The organism is Natribaculum luteum, from assembly GCF_023008545.1.
Classification (GTDB): domain Archaea; phylum Halobacteriota; class Halobacteria; order Halobacteriales; family Natrialbaceae; genus Natribaculum; species Natribaculum luteum.
In genome coordinates this window covers 2,029,660-2,047,304 of the sequence record NZ_CP095397.1, presented here as the reverse complement: position 1 = coordinate 2,047,304, position 17,645 = coordinate 2,029,660, and the positions used below count along the sequence as shown (strand labels likewise).

Annotated in this window: 16 protein-coding genes; 6 read left to right on the top strand and 10 right to left on the bottom strand. The window is 66.8% G+C overall.

The features are described from left to right. Positions 1 to 14: 14 nt before the first annotated feature. A complete protein-coding gene (gene map, locus MU558_RS10535) occupies positions 15 to 911 on the bottom strand; it encodes a type II methionyl aminopeptidase (RefSeq protein WP_246966230.1) in 897 nt (298 codons plus the stop codon). 193 nt (positions 912 to 1,104) lie between these two features. On the opposite strand from map, the gene MU558_RS10530 reads away from it, so the two are divergent. Both MU558_RS10530 and ppk1 read left to right on the top strand, forming a co-directional pair. Then, positions 1,105 to 1,797 carry a metallophosphoesterase family protein gene (locus MU558_RS10530; RefSeq protein WP_246966229.1) on the top strand — a complete coding sequence of 231 codons (693 nt, stop codon included), beginning with the start codon at positions 1,105 to 1,107 and terminating at the stop codon, positions 1,795 to 1,797. A gap of 10 nt (positions 1,798 to 1,807) precedes the next feature. Further along, the gene (gene ppk1, locus MU558_RS10525) at positions 1,808 to 4,072 is read left to right on the top strand and encodes a polyphosphate kinase 1 (RefSeq protein ID WP_246966228.1); all 2,265 of its coding nucleotides are present in this window, start codon (positions 1,808 to 1,810) and stop codon (positions 4,070 to 4,072) included. Positions 4,073 to 4,311: 239 nt separating this feature from the next. Here the strand turns inward: ppk1 and MU558_RS10520 are convergent, their stop codons facing one another. After that, the gene (locus MU558_RS10520; protein ID WP_246966227.1) at positions 4,312 to 5,235 is read right to left on the bottom strand and encodes an isoaspartyl peptidase/L-asparaginase; all 924 of its coding nucleotides are present in this window, start codon (positions 5,233 to 5,235) and stop codon (positions 4,312 to 4,314) included. Positions 5,236 to 5,515: 280 nt separating this feature from the next. Here MU558_RS10520 and icd point away from each other — a divergent pair, with 280 nt between their 5' ends. Continuing rightward, positions 5,516 to 6,778 (top strand): isocitrate dehydrogenase (NADP(+)), encoded by a 1,263-nt coding sequence (gene icd / locus MU558_RS10515; protein WP_246966226.1) that lies wholly within the window; start codon positions 5,516 to 5,518, stop codon positions 6,776 to 6,778. Between the two features lie 236 nt (positions 6,779 to 7,014). On the opposite strand, the gene MU558_RS10510 is transcribed toward icd, so the two are convergent. Continuing rightward, the gene (locus MU558_RS10510; protein WP_246966225.1) at positions 7,015 to 7,890 is read right to left on the bottom strand and encodes a hypothetical protein; all 876 of its coding nucleotides are present in this window, start codon (positions 7,888 to 7,890) and stop codon (positions 7,015 to 7,017) included. Between the two features lie 346 nt (positions 7,891 to 8,236). Beyond that, a complete protein-coding gene (pdhA, locus tag MU558_RS10505; protein ID WP_246966224.1) occupies positions 8,237 to 9,382 on the bottom strand; it encodes a pyruvate dehydrogenase (acetyl-transferring) E1 component subunit alpha in 1,146 nt (381 codons plus the stop codon). Between the two features lie 124 nt (positions 9,383 to 9,506). On the opposite strand from pdhA, the gene MU558_RS10500 reads away from it, so the two are divergent. Then, on the top strand, positions 9,507 to 10,409 hold the full coding sequence (locus MU558_RS10500) for a M48 family metallopeptidase (RefSeq protein WP_246966223.1): 903 nt from the start codon (positions 9,507 to 9,509) through the stop codon (positions 10,407 to 10,409). A gap of 48 nt (positions 10,410 to 10,457) precedes the next feature. After that, positions 10,458 to 12,518: a HEAT repeat domain-containing protein gene (locus tag MU558_RS10495; protein WP_246966222.1), complete on the top strand. Its 2,061-nt coding sequence runs from the start codon at positions 10,458 to 10,460 to the stop codon at positions 12,516 to 12,518. Between the two features lie 37 nt (positions 12,519 to 12,555). Here MU558_RS10495 and MU558_RS10490 read toward each other — a convergent pair whose 3' ends face one another. From MU558_RS10490 to MU558_RS10475, 4 genes are all read right to left on the bottom strand, one after another. Continuing rightward, entirely contained in the window at positions 12,556 to 12,807 is a 252-nt protein-coding gene (locus tag MU558_RS10490; protein ID WP_246966221.1) for a lipoyl domain-containing protein, read from the bottom strand. Then, the gene (locus tag MU558_RS10485) at positions 12,804 to 13,838 is read right to left on the bottom strand and encodes an alpha-ketoacid dehydrogenase subunit beta (RefSeq protein ID WP_246966220.1); all 1,035 of its coding nucleotides are present in this window, start codon (positions 13,836 to 13,838) and stop codon (positions 12,804 to 12,806) included. The genes MU558_RS10490 and MU558_RS10485 overlap by 4 nt, the downstream gene beginning before the upstream one ends. Further along, entirely contained in the window at positions 13,838 to 14,884 is a 1,047-nt protein-coding gene (locus MU558_RS10480; protein ID WP_377071371.1) for a thiamine pyrophosphate-dependent dehydrogenase E1 component subunit alpha, read from the bottom strand. The genes MU558_RS10485 and MU558_RS10480 overlap by 1 nt, the downstream gene beginning before the upstream one ends. A 96-nt stretch (positions 14,885 to 14,980) precedes the next feature. Continuing rightward, entirely contained in the window at positions 14,981 to 15,619 is a 639-nt protein-coding gene (locus tag MU558_RS10475; RefSeq protein ID WP_246966219.1) for a DUF7509 family protein, read from the bottom strand. 96 nt (positions 15,620 to 15,715) lie between these two features. On the opposite strand from MU558_RS10475, the gene MU558_RS10470 reads away from it, so the two are divergent. Further along, the gene (locus MU558_RS10470; RefSeq protein ID WP_246966218.1) at positions 15,716 to 16,099 is read left to right on the top strand and encodes an ArsR/SmtB family transcription factor; all 384 of its coding nucleotides are present in this window, start codon (positions 15,716 to 15,718) and stop codon (positions 16,097 to 16,099) included. Here MU558_RS10470 and MU558_RS10465 read toward each other — a convergent pair. Next, a complete protein-coding gene (locus MU558_RS10465; RefSeq protein ID WP_246966217.1) occupies positions 16,096 to 16,434 on the bottom strand; it encodes a cupin domain-containing protein in 339 nt (112 codons plus the stop codon). The two genes, MU558_RS10470 and MU558_RS10465, sit on opposite strands and share 4 nt — an antisense overlap. 111 nt (positions 16,435 to 16,545) lie before the next feature. Continuing rightward, a complete protein-coding gene (locus tag MU558_RS10460) occupies positions 16,546 to 17,562 on the bottom strand; it encodes an alpha/beta fold hydrolase (protein WP_246966216.1) in 1,017 nt (338 codons plus the stop codon). Positions 17,563 to 17,645: the final 83 nt, after the last annotated feature.

The window sequence follows — 17,645 nt, the reverse complement described above, 5'->3', positions numbered from 1 at the left end:
CGATCGGAATCTCCCTACTTCGTCGTGACCTCACAGCCGCTCTCCGTAACGATGACCGTGTGTTCTTTCTGGCTGACGAGACAGCCGTCGTCTTCTTTGAGCACCGGGTAGCCGTGGACGACGCCGCGAGATTTCAGCCGGCGGAGGGCCATCTCCGGCCGGTCCGTCTCGAGCCAGCGCGTCGCGAACGGCAAGGTTCGAAACTCCTCGGTGATCTGCTCGAGTGCCTCGCGAGCCTGGCGGTTTCTGACCGACCGGTCCTGTTCCAGCGAGAAGATCTCCTCTTTCGACCCTTCGGTCACTTTCCCGCCGCCGTCGGTCGCGAACGGTTCGATGGCGACGACGTCGCCGACCTCGAGGGTCGTCCCCTGCGAGACGGCCCGGTTCGGGATATTCGGGCTGGTGTGTTGTTCCCAGTGGCCCAGCCCGTGGCCGGTGAGGTTGACGACGGGGTTGAAGCCGTAGCCGTCGATGACGTCCTCGATCTCTGCACCGATCTCGCCGGTCTCGACGCCGGGTTCGACGACCTCGAGTGCGGCTTCGAGGGCCTGCTCTGAGGCTTCGGCGAGTTCCGGGTTGCCGGAGAGGTCGACCGTGATCGCCGTGTCGGCGAGCCAGCCGTCGACGTGGACACCGATATCTAGGTTGACCATCTCCTCGCCGAAGGTCGTCTCGTCGTCGATGGCGGGCGTGGCGTGTGCGGCCTCCTCGTCGATCGAGATGTTGACCGGAAACGCCGGTTTCCCACCGAGTTCCCGGATGCGCTCTTCGGCGAACTCGGCTACCTCGAGGTGGGTCGTGCCGACCTCGACGCGTTCGGCGGCCTCCTCGCGAACCTGCGAGAGGATTCGTCCCGCCTCGCGGTGTTTTTCGTACTGCTCGGACTCGAGGTCGACCTCGGTTTCGGCCATGTAACGGGGTTGTTCGGGTCGACAAAAAGAGGTTGCGCCTCCGTTCGAACCTGGTCGTCGCAGACACAGGCCCCGTTGCCGCCGGCCGACGTCGCCCGTGAATCTGGATCTCTATACTGCTACGGACGGCTTTGTACATCGCGGGAAATAACATATAAACGACTTATCACCGGTCGTGAGCAGTGTTCGACGAGTGACGACCGTCCACCCACCGTTCGACGCCGCAGTATCGTTCGAGCACCGACGGATCGACCTCGAGAACTGGGCCGACGTCTACGTCGTCGGCGACGTCCACGGCTGTCTCGAGGACCTCGAGACGCTGTTTTCCGTCCTCGAGCTCGGCGACGACGATCTCGTCGTCTTCGTCGGCGACCTCGTCAGGAAAGGCCCACAGAGCAAGGCGGTACTCGAGCAGGTCAGAGAGTCGCCGCGACTGCTCTCGGTCCGGGGGAACAACGAACAGAAAGTGCTCGACGGCGACGCCGCCGTGCCCGCGCTTGGCCCGACCGACTACAGGTACATCGAGTCGATGCCAGTCGCCATCTCCTGGGACGGCGGCGTCGTCGTTCACGGTGGCGTCGATCCGAACCGACCGCTGTCGGCACACTCGAGTGAAGACCTGCTGACGATGCGCTCGCCGGCGGGGAACGGCTACGACGGACCGTTCTGGTTCGACGCCTACGAGGGTCCACCGCGGGTCTTTTTCGGCCACACCGTCCTCGAGCGGCCCCTCGAGCGCGAGTGGGCAGTCGGTCTCGACACCGGCTGCGTCTACGGCGGCAGTCTCACCGCCTACGACGTCCGCCGCGAGCGATTCGTGAGCGTCTCGACGGGCGGCCACCGGGATCGATCCGACGAGAAGATCGTCGTTCCCGAAACGGGGTGAGCGAACGAGAATGAGCGATCAGGAGACGGCTCGCGACGACGTGTCGAATCGAGACGGAACCGACGCAGACGGGGACAGCGACGAAACGAACGAGGACGTCGAACTCGAGTACCGGCCGGCAGCCGTCGATCGGACGGTGACCGACGGACTCGCAGGCGAGGACGGATCGTCCACCCCCGACGTCGACCTCACCGAGCCGACGTACTACCTCAACCGCGAACTCAGCGAACTCGCCTTCCAGCGTCGCGTTCTGCACGAGGTCGAAGACGAGGAGAACCCGCTGCTCGAGCGGGTGAAGTTCCTCGCGATATTCACGGCGAACTTAGACGAGTTCTTCCGCAAGCGCGTCGGCGGACTGAAACAGCAGATCGCCGCCGACGTCACGGACGAGACGCCCGACGGTCGGACGCCCACGGAACAGTGGGAGGCAGTCCTCGAAGATGCACGACCGCTGTTCGAGCGCCAGAGCCGCTGTTATCGCGAGGAGATCCGCCCCATGCTGGCCGAGGAGGGCATTCACGTCGTCGACTACGAGGACCTGACGTCGGCCGAGCGGCGTGACGTCCGCGAGTACTTCGAGAGTTCGGTGTTGCCGACCCTGACCCCGCTGACGTTCGATCCAGCCCACTCGTTCCCCTTTATCTCCAACCAGAGCCTCTCGCTTGCCGTACTGACTCGAGAACGGCCCGACGCAGAGCTGACGTTCTCGCGCGTGAAGATCCCGCGAAATCACGTCCGGTTCGTCCAGATCGGCGACGACGCTCGTTATCTCCCCCTCGAGGAGGTCGTCCGGGCGAACCTCGACCTGCTCTTTCCCGACGTCGAGATCGTCGACACCGCCCTCTTTCGTGTCACGCGAAACGCCGAGGTCCGGCGCAACGAGGAAGTCGCCGAGGATTTGATCGAGATGATCGAGGAGGTCATCGAGGAACGACGATTCGCAACCGTCGTCCGCCTCGAAATCGAACGCGACGCGCCCGAGGAGATCCTCGAGATCCTCACGCGTGAACTCGAACTCGAGGACCGCGAGGTGTTTCACCTCGAGGGCCCACTCGAGTATCGGGACTTCGCGGAACTCGTGGACCTGGATCGTCCCGACCTGAAACTGCCGGCGTGGACGCCCCGTCCACATCCCCGACTCGGCAAGCGAGCCCACGAGGACGACGAGAGCGTCTTCGACGTGATCCGCGAGCGCGACGTGCTCGTCCACCACCCCTACCACAGCTTCGAGGGGACCGTCCAGCGGTTTCTCGACGAGGCGGCGAACGATCCCGACGTACTGGCGATCAAGGCGGCGATCTACCGAACCGCGAGCGACTCCCAGGTCATCCAGACGCTCATCGAGGCGGCCCGGAACGGCAAACAGGTCGCGGTGATGGTCGAACTGAAAGCGCGATTCGACGAGGAGAACAACCTCGAGTGGGCGAAGAAACTCGAGGAAGAGGGGATCCACGTCGCCTACGGCACGATCGGCTACAAGACACACACGAAGACGTCGCTGGTCGTCCGCGAGGAAGACGACGGCGTCTGCCTCTACTCGCACGTCGGCACGGGGAACTACCACTCCGAGACGGCCAAACGGTACGAGGACCTGGGCCTGCTGACAGCGGACCGGGACGTCGGCCAGGATCTCGTCAAACTGTTCAACTACTTCACCGGCCACTCGCTGCACCGCGAGTACCGGACACTGCTCATCGCGCCGGGGAACATGCGCGAACGGTTCGTCGACCTGATCCGCGCCGAAGCCGATCGCGCACGCGCTGGCGAAAAAGCCCGCATCGTTGCCAAGATGAACCGCCTGGAGGACCCCGAGATCGTCCGCGAACTGTACGAGGCGTCGATGGCTGGCGTGGACGTCGACCTCGTGGTCCGAGACATCTGTCGGCTCCGTCCCGGCCTCGAGGACGTCAGCGAGAACGTCGACGTCTACAGCATCGTCGGCCGCTTCCTGGAGCACTCGCGGATCTTTTACTTCCACGCCGGCGGCGAGAAGCGCTACTACATCGGCTCGGCCGACTGGATGACTCGAAATCTCGACAGCCGGGTCGAAGCCGTGACGCCGATCGAAGATCCACGGCTCCAGTCGCGCCTCGAGGAGATACTCGGGACGCTACTGACGGACACTCACAACCGGTGGAAGATGCAACCGGACGGGAGCTACGAGCGCTGTCGATCGGACGGACAGTCGACGAACGCCCACGAGCGGTTCATGGACGCCGCGCGGGACGCGACGACCGACGAGTCACGAAGCCGGCACCGCCAGAACGACGATTAGCGTCGCCCCTATCGGTCGACGCTCGAGGTCCACTGACAGTCGGGACAGGCGTCGATCCCCTGGACGTTCGTGAGCGTCGTATCGCACCGTGGACAGCGTCGCGAGGCGTGGTGGGGCTGTCGGAGCATCGAGTTCGGGTAGGATATCGACGATATTAAAAATTCACGTACGACGATTGTCGTTCATTCTGCCCGGTATCGAGTGCAGACGGTGACGCGAGAGACGTACTCGAGGCGTGACTACCGACTGGCGCGTCCCGTCTGCATCGCGTCGCTGTTGTACGCCGAGCCGAGAGTGCCGCGCGCGTCGATCGCGATGACGCCGGCGGTCGAGCCGGTGAGTTCCGCGAACTCCTCGATGGCGAGGTCGGTCGCCTCCTGGGCGTCGAGGCCGCGCTCTACGTGGCGGACGACCCGCCGCGAGAGGGTGACGCGAGCGATGTCCTCGCCGGCTCCCGTCGCGCTCGCGCCGCCGGCGGGCGAACAGTAGTAGCCCGAGCCGACCTGCGGGACGTCGCCGACGCGACCGGCGAGGGCGAGCCAGCGCCCGCCCGTCGACGTCGCCGCGGCGAGGTGCTCGCCGTCGAACGCGACCGCGCCGACGGTGTCGTGATCGTGTTCGTCACCGACGCCCGATCGGGCCTGGGCGGCGTCACCCGCCGTTTCACGGCCGCCGGGGTCCGTCCGACCGAACGTCTCGCGAATCCACTCGAGCTGGGCTTTCGGTCCGCCGTCGGGCGCGTCGTGGTCGGCCCACTTCTCGCGCGTGCGATCGGTCCAGAGATCGACGCCCGTCTCCACCCCGTAGGCCTCGGCCAGCGCGACGGCGTGCTCTCCCGAGACGAAGACGTGTGGCGTCTCTTCTGCGACGACGCGAGCCGCGCTGACGGCGTGTTCGACCCCCGGCATCGAACAGACCGCGCCGACCGACCGATCGTCGGTCATGATCCCTGCGTCCGTCCGGATCTCGCCGTCGCTCTGGACTGCACTCCCGACGCCCGCGTTGAACCGGGGCGAGGACTCGAGGACGCGGACCGCGGCCTCGACGGCCTCGAGCGGCGTGGTCGCGTCGACGCCCGTCTCGGCTGCCTCCTCGAGTACCCGTCGCCGTGCGGTCGGCTCCTCGGGTTTACTTCCGGCACCGCCGTGGACGATGATCTGCATACGGAGTACGTTCGCCACGAGCGGAATAATCGTCCCGGTTCGATGCCCTCGGCGACGTCAGCGTCTCGGTTCTCGGAGAGTCACGAACGGAAGGTGTCGCCTCGAGGCGGGAAGGTGGCCAGTTCCAAAATCAGTGTGTTCAGCTCCCGGGCCGGCAGCACAACAAAACCAGTAGATTTAGTGGAGTGTAGGACAAGAACGGGGGCCGATCGTAATATTTTCCGACGGAAATCCAAATGGCAGCCCTTTTAGAGGGTAGTGTGAGAAGCCTACAGACGAGATGAGCTACGACAAGATCGAAGTCCCCGAAGGTGGGGAGAAGATTACGCTCGCAGAGGGGACCGAGGACGAACTCGAGGTGCCCGACAACCCGATTATCCCGATTATCTACGGTGACGGCGTCGGGAAGGACGTCGGCCCCGCCGCACAGAAAGTGCTCGAGGCCGCCGCGGAGGCGACCGGCCGCGAGATCAACTGGATGCGACTGTACGCCGGCGAGTCCGCACGCGAGAAGTACGACGAGAACTTGCCCGACGAGACCGTCGAGGCGATCAAGGAACACCGCGTCGCGATCAAGGGTCCGCTGACGACGCCCGTCGGCGCGGGCTTCCGTTCGCTCAACGTCGCGCTGCGCAAGAAACTCGACCTCTACGCGAACGTCCGCCCGACCTACCACTTAGACGGCGTCCCGTCGCCCGTCAAAGAGCCCGAGAAGATGGATATGATCACCTTCCGTGAGAATACGGAAGACGTCTACGCAGGCATCGAGTGGGAGGCCGGCACCGACGAGGTCCAGCAGGTCAAGGAGTTCGTCGAAGACGAGATGGGCGCGACGGGCGTCATCCACGACGGCCCCGTCGGTATCGGCGTCAAGCCGATCACGGAGTTCGGGACGAAACGACTCGTCCGCGAGGCTATCGACTACGCACTCGAGCACGACCGTGACTCCGTTACCCTCGTCCACAAGGGGAACATCATGAAGTTCACCGAGGGGCAGTTCCGCGACTGGGGCTACGAGGTCGCCAACGAGGAGTACGGCGACGAGGTCATCACCGAGGACACCCTCTGGGAGGAGCGCGACGGTGAAGCGCCAGAGGACGCCGTGGTCGTCAACGACCGCATCGCCGACAACATGCTCCAGCAGATCCTCACCCGCACCGACGAGTACGACGTCGTCGCGACGATGAACCTGAACGGCGACTACATGTCCGACGCCTGTGGTGCCCAGATCGGCGGCCTCGGCATCGCGCCCGGCGCCAACTTCGGTGAGGGCCTGATGCTCGCCGAACCCGTCCACGGCTCCGCACCCAAGTACGAGGGCCAGGACAAGGTCAACCCGACCGCAATCATCCTCTCGGGCCGCATGATGCTCGAGTACATGGGCTGGGACGACGCCGCCGACCTCGTCCGTGACGCCGTCGAGGAGACCATCTCGGAGGGCTTGGTCACCTACGACTTAGAACGCCAGCTCGAGGACGCCGAGAAGCTCGCCACCAGCGAGTTCGCCGAGGAAGTCGTCGACAACATTGAAAAACTGGCATAAAGCCAGTTTTTCAAGCAGTCAGAACGCAGAGCGTTCTGACGACATCGAGAAGCTCGCGTAAGCTCACTTTCCGAGCGTTCGATTTTTCTTTCGGTTCCGTTCGAAGACTCGAGACGACCGGTCGTCCGTACCGTCACAGAGTGTGTAGACGCACACATACGGACCGCTGTCCGTCCGTCCCGCAGCGACCGCGTCCCCTCGGCGGTCGCTGCGGAAAAGCGGGACAGCAGACCGTATCACAGTATCAGCCAGCCCATCAGGAATCCACCGCTTCCCGCGAGCAGGAAGCCAAGCACCGCGCTGTGGACGACGAAGTCACGGACCGACGCCGTCACTCGCTCGAGGCTGCCGGCCGTCACGACGAACGCCGGTGCGCCGCCAGCGCTCGTCACGACGCGGTTCGCCTCGTAGCCGTGGCCGACCAGTTCACAGGAGCCGACGACGTAGACCTCGTCGCCTGGCTGGACGTGGGACTCGCGGTAGGTCCGTTCGCTCGAGGCGGCGTCGATCTCGAGGTCGTCGAGGGCCGATCGAACGTGCTCTGGCGGCTGTTCGTCGCTACCGACCGTCGTCGTCACGTCACGAACCAGGACTCCCGATCCCGGCGGGGAACACAGAACGTCTGCGTCCTCGGGATCGACCAGCAACCCGCCGGACCCGTCGTCGACGTAGAATCGCGTCGCGTCGGTCTCGAGTGCGATCGGTGCCGAGATCGATCCACGCGTCGACCACCGCGATTCGACGACGCTCGCGGCGTACGCGACGCACGGTTCCCCGGAGAACGGGCCGACAAGTGGCTCTCCGACCGGCCGTGCCTCACCGGCTACCTGGACCGGCCCGTCGTGGACGAACCCCGTCTCGTCGGTCGGAACGTCGAGTGCGCGGTACCAGTCGTAGTTCGCGACGGCGACCGACAGCAGAAAGACGCCGAAGACGAACACCGCCGCCCCGACGACGAACCAGCCGCCGTCGGGGTACGGCCCGAGCGATCGCAGCCCGCCAAAGACGGCTCCGGCGACGCCCACCGCGAGAAGCGCCGTCCAGCGGTCGAGTCGCGTCCGCCACGCGAGGAGTCGAAGCTCTCTCCCGATTCCGTAGTACGCCGACAGCAACAGGAACGGGACGACGACGGTTACAGAAATGCAGGAGAAAGCCCACGGCTTTAGCCCTGTCTCTTACCCATATGTCGGAGTCTCGCGAAAGCGGCGTTTCGGAGGCTCTCGAGGCGGGCGAGAACGAACCGAGACCCACAGGAGGAGAGACGAGATCGACGCTCGGTCACGGAGCGTGGTACTCGAGTCGACTGCTTTTGGATCCAAAATCACGGATTTTGCCCGGCGAAAGGCACTGAATACTGGTATCTCGATCGCCACTCTCCGATGGATCGCTCGCAGACTGGTAGCGCAACGTGTGGGTAAGAGACAGGGCTTCAGCCGTGTGGAGGATGTCAAACAGCTCTCACAGCGACTCCTCGTCTACCAGCTTCTCGTCGCCGTGGCGCTCTCGCAGCGCCTCGAGGGACTCGCGTTGGTCCTCGAGTCGCGGCGTCGGTTCCTCGTAGACGTGCTCGAACATCGATTCGGGGTCGGCCTCGAACGACTCCGCGACGTCGATCGCCTCCGCGAGTTCGGCCTCGATTCGCTCCTCGAGTGCGTCGCTCAGTTCGTCGTCGAGGCGGCCGGTCGTCCGGAGATAGCGCTCGAGGCGGTCGATCGGGTCCTTCTCGCGCCAGCGCGCGACCTCCTCGTCGTCCCGGTAGACGGTCGGATCGTCGGCCGTAGTGTGTGCGCCGTAGCGGTAGGTCAGCGCCTCGATAAGCGTCGGTCGAGGCTCGCCGTCGGCCGGATCGCGGGCCTTCTCGACGGCCGCGTTCGTGACCTCGTAGACTGCCAGCGGGTCCATCCCGTCGACCTGTACGCCGTCGAAGCCGTAGGCGTGGGCCTTCTGGGCGATGGTGGCGCTCGCCGTCTGGTGCTCTCGCGGAATCGAGATCGCCCACTGGTTGTTGTTACAGAAAAAGACCGTCGGAGTGTCGAACACGCCCGCGAAGTTCAGCCCCTCGTGGACGTCGCCCTCGCTGGTCGCGCCGTCGCCGAAGTGGGTGAGAAAGACGGTCTCGTCGCCCCGGTACCTGGCGGCCATCCCCATCCCCGTCACGTGCGGGACGTGCGAGCCGATGGAGATGTTCAGCGGAAAGACGTTCACGTCGGCGATCGCCTCGTTGCCGCGTTCGTGGCCCATCCAGTACAGCAGGTACTCCGAGAGCTTCCCGCGGGCGGTGATCGCCAGGTGCTCGCGGTACTGGTAGGAGATCCAGTCGCCGTCGGCGAGCGCGTACGTCGAGCCGACCTGCGTGCCCTCCTGGCCGGCGAGCGAGGCGTATGTTCCCAGCCGTCCCTGACGCTGGAGGCTGAGCATGCGTTCGTCGAACCGCCGGGCCAGTCGCATGTCCGCGTACATCTCGAGCAACGTCCCGTCGGAGAGGTCGGGTTCGTCGCCGAGGAGTTCGCCCTCGGCCGAGAGCCGTCTCACCGGTTCGTCCGGTGCTCGGTCGAAGAGGTCGCGTCGTCGCTCGTCCGCACTCGGCTGCCCCTCGTTCGCCATGCGTACGCGTACCTACTTCCAGATATAGGATGACGGGATAGCGGCAAAACGTGCCCCGCCGTGTGTCACGCGATCGTTTCGGCGAACCGTAACGTTTTGCACGGCCACGGTCGTCCGCCGGCGTATGAGACACGCTGGTCCGACCGGACCCACGATACGCGGATACGCGCCACTCGTCGGTCTCCTGGGATTTGTGGTTGTCGCGACGGTCCTCCCGGTTCGGGCTGGCGTCCCGATCCCCGCGGTGCTCCTCGCGTGGATCGTCGTTCTCGGGATCGCCGTCCTCGAGCAGCAAGTCGCGGTGTACCAGACGAAAGCGGCCGCGTCGAGAGACGCGAACTCGGTCGAGAAGTTGCGACTCGAGGTGATCGACCTCGCGGCGTCGCTCTCCGTTCGGCCGCCGGCCGTGACCGTCCTGGAGACCGACGCTCCGCTGGTGGGCGTGACTGCCCTTCCCGGCGTTGCGGACCTGCTGGTCTCCGAAGGGGTCCTCGAGGCCGTCGACGACGACGAGCGGCGCGCGATCCTCGCACACGAACTCGCCCACGTCGCTGGCCGCGACGGAGTCGTGACGACGGCGGGGGCGGCAGTCGCGAACGCGACCGGGATCGCGACCTTCTGGGCGTGGGCTCTGTCGTGGGCACCGCTCCGGATGCAACTCGTCGGCGTCGCCGTCTACCAGCTCTGTTACCTGGCGCGGTCGGTAACGCGCCTCGGGCTCGTGACACACGTCCTCGCAGCCTTCCTGCCGACCGTCGTAGTCGCACTCGTGAGCGCGGTTTCCCGGCGGCAAGAGTACCGTGCCGACGCCGTGGCGAGCCGATGTCTCGGCGATCCGCGGCCGCTCGTCCGGGGAGTGCGAACGCTTCAGCTCCGTTCTCACACCGTCGACGCGCCGTCTACGGTCCGGTGGGAGAGCACGGCCACGTCGGCGGAGGAGAGCCGCCTCGAGTGCGTCTTCGCGACGCATCCACCGTTCGGCCGGCGGGCCGATCGCCTCCTCGAGATCGACAGTGAAGCGACGTGATTTATGTGCAACCAGTGAAAATTCAAATCAACTCACCGTTGTAGAGCGATGACGGACGTCGACGCACTTCGAACCCGCCTCCGCCGCGGAACGCCCGAGGAGCGGTCGCGAGCGGTCCGTGCGCTCGCCGAGACGGCTGGCGAGGAGGCCGGCTCCGCGATCGCCGACGCGGTCCTCGACGAGAACCGGACGGTTCGGCTGGCGGCGATCGAGGCGTGTGCCGACCTCGAGCTCGACGGGGCGATCGGCTCCCTGTCCATCGCCGCCGAATCCGACGGGGACGACGAGGTCCGGGCCGCCGCGACGCGGGCGCTCGGAACGATCGGGGTGACGGAAGCCGTTCCGCCACTCCTCACTGCCCTGGAGGACGACGTGATCGCCGACGCAGCCCGCGAGGGACTGAGTCGTCTCGACGGACCGTCGAGCGCCACGGCGACCGAGCAGCTCCTCGATCGGCTCGAGGACGCCCTCGCCGCCGACGACCGGGAGACCGTCGATGCACTCGCCGCGCCGCTCCAGCGGGTAACCGAGTCTGCGGCGCTCCGGGCCGTCCGGGAGCGCCAGGAGGAGTCGGACGCGGTCGCGGACGAGATCGGTCAGCTCGAGCACTACGACCAGGTCGTCTCGGATCACGCCCTCGTCTCCGAGGCGACGCTCACGGATCCCGACCCATACGTTCGACGCGACGCCGCCGACGAGGCGGGCCGGGTGCTCCTCGACGATCGGATCGACGGAACTGACCGACTCGAGCCCACCCCACGAAACCGATTCGAAGAGGTCGACGGCCTCGTCTCGCGCCTGCTCGAGCTCGTCGACGACGAGTACGCGTACGTACGCCGGGAGGCGGCGCTGTCGTTGATCGCCGACGGAAACCAGCGAGCCGTCGAACCCCTGTGTCGGATGCTCGATCGGGCGGCGGGTGACGGCGACGAGTGGACGGTGCAGGTGGCCCACTGGGCGCTGGAGCTGCTCGAGCCGGGCCGGGCCGTCGAGATGCTGGGTCACGAGCTGAAGTTCGCGCGCGGGTTCGAGGGGATCGTGCTGGCCCTGCTGACGAACCGACTGCGGTCCTACGTCGGCCGGTTCGCCTACGTCGATACGATCACCCGGCTGCGCGCGCGTCGGCGGGCACGGCGGGCCGTCGCCGACGCCGGTCCCGGCGAGCGCGAACCGGACGACGTGGCGATGCTCGCGCTAACCGGCACGGCCGACGACGTCCCGTCGTTGCTCGAGTGCCTGGACGACCCGAACGAGCGCGTCCGGGCACAGGCGGCGTTCGCGCTCGGCCACGTGGGGATCTCGTGGCGACGGCTCGGCGTGAGCCCGCTCGATCGACGGGCCGGCGGGACGATCGACGACTTCGGCGGCGAGCGCGACGACGCGGTCGTCGCCGCCCTCCTCGAGCGTCTCGCGGACGAACGTGCCCCCCTCGTCGTCGCCCGAATCGCCGACGCCCTGGGAATGCACGGGGCGATCCCTGCGGTCGTGCCGCTGATCGACCTGCTCGAGCGCGACGACGAGCGCTGTCGGGAGACGGCGGCGGCCGCGCTCGGCCGGATCGGCGACCCGGACGCGACGGGGGCACTCGCCCGGGTTCTCCGCGACGACGAGGCCGAGCGCGTCCGCACGGCCGCCGCCACCGCGCTCGGTGCCATCGAGGACGAACGCGGCGTCGACGCGCTGGCCGCCGCACTCGTCGACGACGACTCGAGTCGGGTCCGGTCCCGTGCGGCGCAGTCGCTCGGGGTCATCGACACGCCGGCAGCGAGGCGTGCACTCGAGGACGCCGGTCGGGTCGATCCCGACGAGGACGTCCGCAGCGCGGCTCTGGGTGCCGGCGTGCGGGCGCGACTGCGGCGGTCACGAGTCGGAGCCGTCGCGGCCAGCCTCGGGGACACGCTCCTGGTCGGCGTCGGCCTCGTCCTGATACTCGGCGCGAGACTGCTCGCGCCCGTCTCCGGACCGCTCTCGGTCGCCGGCCGGCTCCTGTGGCGGGGCGTGACGTACGCGGTCGACGTCGTGATCGGCTGGCTCCTGATCCTCGCCGCACTGATCGGCCTGGGGCTCCTCGTCGCGGCGCTCTCGACCGCCGCATCGCTCGTCTTCTGAGAGTGGGCCAGAGATACCGTCCCGGCGACGGAACCGCTCACTCCGACGGCTCGATCCGTGCGAGGGGGTCCCCACGTCGGAACTCCTCGTTCTCGCCGACGAGCACCTCGGTCAGCGTGCCGGCGGCCAGGGCGGGTACGTCCACGCTCACCTTCTCGACCTGGATCTCACAGATCGTCTCGTCCTCGTCGACCTGCCCGCCCTCGCGGACGAACCAGTTCGCGACGACGCCCTCGTCGACGTCGTCGGCGTCCTCGGGCCAGACGGCCGCGGAATCGACCTCGATCATTCCCCCACCGATCGGATCGCCGCCGCGATGTCGTCGGCGTCAGGCAGGACTTCGTTCTCGAGCGGGCGTGCGTACGGGATCGGCGTGTCTGGCATCGTGACGCGGGAAACGGCCTCGAGGTCGTCGAGTGCTCCCTCCGTAGCCCGGGCGATCAGTTCGCCGCTGACGCCGTAAGAGTGGTAGTCCTCGTCGACGACCACCAGGTTGCCCGTCTTGCGGACAGACTCGAGCACCGTCTCCGTATCGAGGGGAACGAGCGTCCGGAGGTCGATCACCTCTGTCTCGATACCGTCGTCGGCGAGATTGGCAGCGGCCTCGAGCGCGCGGTGGACGTGCAGGCCGAGCGTGACGACCGTGACGTCGTCGCCCTCGCGTTTGACGTCGGCCTCGCCGAACGGGATCTCGTAGTCGTCCTCGGGGACGCCAGTTTTGGGCCCCTCGGGGGCGGGCATCCACGCCAGGCCCATCAGGCGCTTGTGGAACATGTAGACGACGGGGTCGTCGTCGCGGATGGCGGCGTGCATCAGCCCCTTGGCGTCGTAGGCCGTCGAGGGGACGACGACCTTCATGCCGGGGAGGTGGGCGAACGTCCCGTAGAGCGTCTGGGAGTGCTGGGCGGCGTCGTTGTAGGTGCCGCCGACGGCCGTCATGAGGACCATCGGGACCGACACCGAACCCCCGGACATGTAGGCGTTTTTCGCCATGTTGTTGTAGATCTGGTCCATCGCGACGCCGAAGAAGTCGGCGAACATCAGTTCGACGATGGGACGCATCCCCTGCATGGCCGCGCCGACGCCCGCGCCGATGAAACTCGTCTCCGAGATGGGGACGTCCATGATCCGATCGTAGCCAAACTCCTCGAGCAGCCCCTCCGTCGAGTCGAAGATGCCGCCGTAGTCGGCGACGTCCTCGCCCATCACGAAGACCTCCTCGTCTTCGCGCATCTCCGTCGCGATGGCCTCGACCATCGCTCGACTCATCGTGAGTTCGCGGTCTGTCGCCTCCGGGCCAGGCTCTTCGACCTGCGCCATCACTCCTCACCTCCGTCGGCCGCGGCGAGTTCCCGATCCCGGCGTTCGGGCCAGTTCTCGAGTTCGTCCGTGAAGACGTCCTCGTAGGCCTCCTCGGGGTCGGGCTGGGGCTGGTCTTTGGCCCACTCGATCGCCTCCTCGACGCGCTCGTGGGCGCGCTCGCGGATCTCCGCGATGTCGTCCCCGGTGAAGCCGTGCTCCTCGAGGTGGCCCTCCATCCGTTCGATCGAGTCGCGCTCTCTGGCCAGTTCGACGTCCTCGTCGGGACGGTAGGCCTCGGGGTCGCCCATGAAGTGGCCCATCCGGCGGTGGACCTGCACCTCGAGTACCGTCGGGCCGTTCCCGTCTCGGGCACGGCCCACGGCCTCGCCGGCGGCCTCGTAGATGGCGACGGCGTCGTCGACGTCGACGCGCTCGCGGTGGACGTCGAAGCCGTCGGCTCGCTGGGAGCCGTCGGCGACGTCGGTCACGCGCTCTTTGGGCATGCTGATCGCCCAGTCGTTGTCCTCGACGACGAAGACGACGGGCAGGTCGTGGACCCCCGCGAGGTTCAGCGACTCGAGAAAGGCCCCCTGGTCGATCGCACCCTCGCCGAGGAAGGCCACGGCGACGTCGTCAGTGTTGCGCTTTTTCGCCGCCAGCGCCGCACCGACGGCGGGCGGGACCCCCTGGGCAATGATCCCGCTGCAGGCGAAGTTCACGTCCGGATCGTAGAGGTGCATGTGACCTCCCTTCCCCTTGCTCAGGCCCGTCTCCCGGCCGAATATCTCGGCCGTCATCCGCTCTAGGTCGACCCCCTTCGAGATCGCGACGTGGTGCGGTCGGTGTGGCGCGGTGACGGTGTCGTCGTCCCGGAGGTGGGCACAGACGCCCGCCGCCGACGCCTCGTGGCCCGCCGCGAGGTGGAGTTCGCCGGGGATCGGCCCCGCCGAGATGTCGAACGCCGGCTGTTTCCCCTCGAGATACTCCTCTTGCAGCCGTTCCTCGTAGTGGCGCGCCGTCACCATCTCCTCGTACATCCGTTGTAATGTGTTGTCTCCTACCATGATTGCCACGGTAGAGCACACACCGAGCGTCCGCATAAACGTTGACGAGAATTCGGGCGGTGCGACCCTCGTGATGTCCGACGCAGCGCGAAGGGACTATCGGCGATCCGCGCCGTCCGGTCGCGGGAGCTCCCCGGTTCGTTCCTTGCGCATCAGGTCCCGGACGAACAGCCGGACCTGCCGCTCGAGGTCGTCGACGTCCTCGTAGGCGTAGATTCGCGCCTCCCAGCGGTCGCGGACGGCGGCGATCATCGCGCTCCGGACGCCGGACTCGTGGACGAACAGCACGCGCTCCCGGCGGTGTTCGGGTTCGTCGTCGGCGTACAGCGCCTCGAGGACCGAGCCGACCTCGATGCCGACGCCCAGGTTGTCGCCCATCGCCGGGACGACGTACACCACGGCGTTGCTCGCCCGCGCGAAGGCGATGCTCTGTGTGGCGGCGTCCATCTCCGCCAGGGGGACGTCGACGTCGATCGCGAGGAAGGCGTTGACGCCCGCCGTCGCCCGGAGGCGGTCACGAACCGAGAGCACGAGATCCAGCGCGGCCTCGTCGCGCTCGAGATCGGCGTGGTCGGACCCGACGAGCGTCCCGAAGTCGACCGACGCGGGGATCGACTCGGGCGCGGCGGTCTCGAGGGCGCGTTCGACGTCGAATGCCTTGTACGGGCCCATCAGGTAGACGAGAAATCGGGAGTGGGGGAGGTCGCCGAGTTCGTCGAGCAACCGATCGCGCATGGCGAGGTGTGCTCACCCACACTATATAAAATGGCGTGCTGTCAGCGATTGCTGACTCAGCGAACGCTTATGCGAATGGAGAACCGACGGAGAGACATGGCGGAGTCCGAGCGAACGGCCCGGCGGTTCGGCGAGGACCTGCTGCCCGAACACAGCGTCCTCTCACTCGAGGAGTACCTCGAGATGCAGCGGGCGATCGGCAACGAGACGCGCTTTCGCGTCCTCAACGCGCTCGTCGAAGCGGGGCCACAGAGCGCGAGCGAACTGCGGGACGCCCTCGGCGTTCGCTCGAACGCGCTACACTACCACCTCGACGAACTCGTCGACGTCGGCCTCGTCGAGAACAGAAAGCGCAAAGAGCCCGACGCCGACGGCCTCTACTCGTACTACCGGGCGACGTCGCTCGGGGAGGGGATACTCGCGGAGGGCGTCCGCGAGCTAATGCGCCGCGAGTGGGACGCGCTGGAAGAGTACAGTTAATCCTGCCAGCTCGGGTTCTCCCGCGGCGGGCTGAAGATGTCGACGCCGCGTACCGTCTCGTCGCCGCGATTCTCGGCGGCGTGGGGCTGGTCTCCGGGGATGCCGTAGCTGTCGCCGGGTCCGCAGACGATCTCCTCGCCGTCGGTCAGGAAGGTCAGTTCTCCCTCGTAGACGATCCCCGTCTGCTCGTGTGGGTGACTGTGCTCTTCGACGACCGCGCCCGGTTCGATCTCGAAGTGCTGGACGTTCATCGAGTCGGTCCCGGCCATGAGCGCCAGGTGGACGCCGTCGGCCGCCTCGGCAGTTTCTACGTCCGTGAGTGACACGCGTTCCATACGCCGGTACTCGTAGCGGTAGCACGTATACTTTCGGACGACGGCGCTGGCAACCTCGAGTGACTCGGCGACGCGCCGAACTACGCACTCGTCACGTCACGTCACGTCACGTCACGTCGTCTCGTCGACGGGTTCGATCACCGACTCGGCGAACTCCTGTACTGCTCGGCCGGCACGGTCGGCGTCGGGACCGATCCAGGCGAGGTGATCGGACTCGATTCGGCAGACGTCGGCGTCCGGCAGTGTCTCCGCGACGAATTCGGCGTGAGAGATCGGCACTGCCGCGTCGAACTCGCCGTGGACCACGAGAACGGGGCACTGAATCGTCCCGTAGTCGACGAGCGGGAGTTCTCGGAACCAGCGCTCGTCGTTGAGCGTCCCCTCGATTCGCGCGCTCACGGGGAGGATCGTCGGAACGAACTCGAGCGACCGGGCCCGGTGTTCCGGATTCGTCCTGACGAAGTCGACGTACTCGTCGAACGCCTCGCCCTCGAGCGTCGACAGGCTCCCGTGCAGTAACGCGATGAGGCGGTCCGGAACGGTCCGACGGAGCGCGGCCACGACGCCGGACTGGACGTCGAGAACGGGTGTGGACGTGAGGATGGGGTCGATCACGGGATTTCCCGTGTCGAACATTCGCTCGTCGAACTCGGTGGTAACGGCCGACCCGAGAATCAGACCCGAGACCCGCTCGGGATGCTCGGCCGCGAGGTGGAGCGCCGACGGGCCGCCACCGGAGAGACCGACGACGAGCGCCTCCTCGACGCGGAGTTCGTCCAGCAGTGCGGCGAGCGAGGCCGCCTGGTCGCTCGGCGTGGGGTCGTCGCCAAGCGGCGTCCGCAGATACCCCGGACGAGACGGGGCGATGATTTCGACGTCCTCGTCGAACATCGCCTCGCCCAGCACGAGTCCCTGATCGTATCCGCCCGGGTCGCCGTGGAGAACGAGGATCGGGTACCCCGACCCCCGTCGGGCGACCTCGATTACCCCTCGATCCGTCGCGACGAGTTCGCTGCCGGCCGCTAACTCGTCGAGTCGGCCCCGTTTCCAGCGCCACAACGCCGCTCCCGTTGCTCCGAGGAGGAGCCCAGCACCGCCGACGACCGATCGAAGCAGGTCCCGTCCCATGGCTGTCCGTCGAAACGTCCTCGAGCGGCGTATTTCGTCCGCCGATTCTCACTCCGAGCGAAATTCTCGGTGGGTCTCGTCCA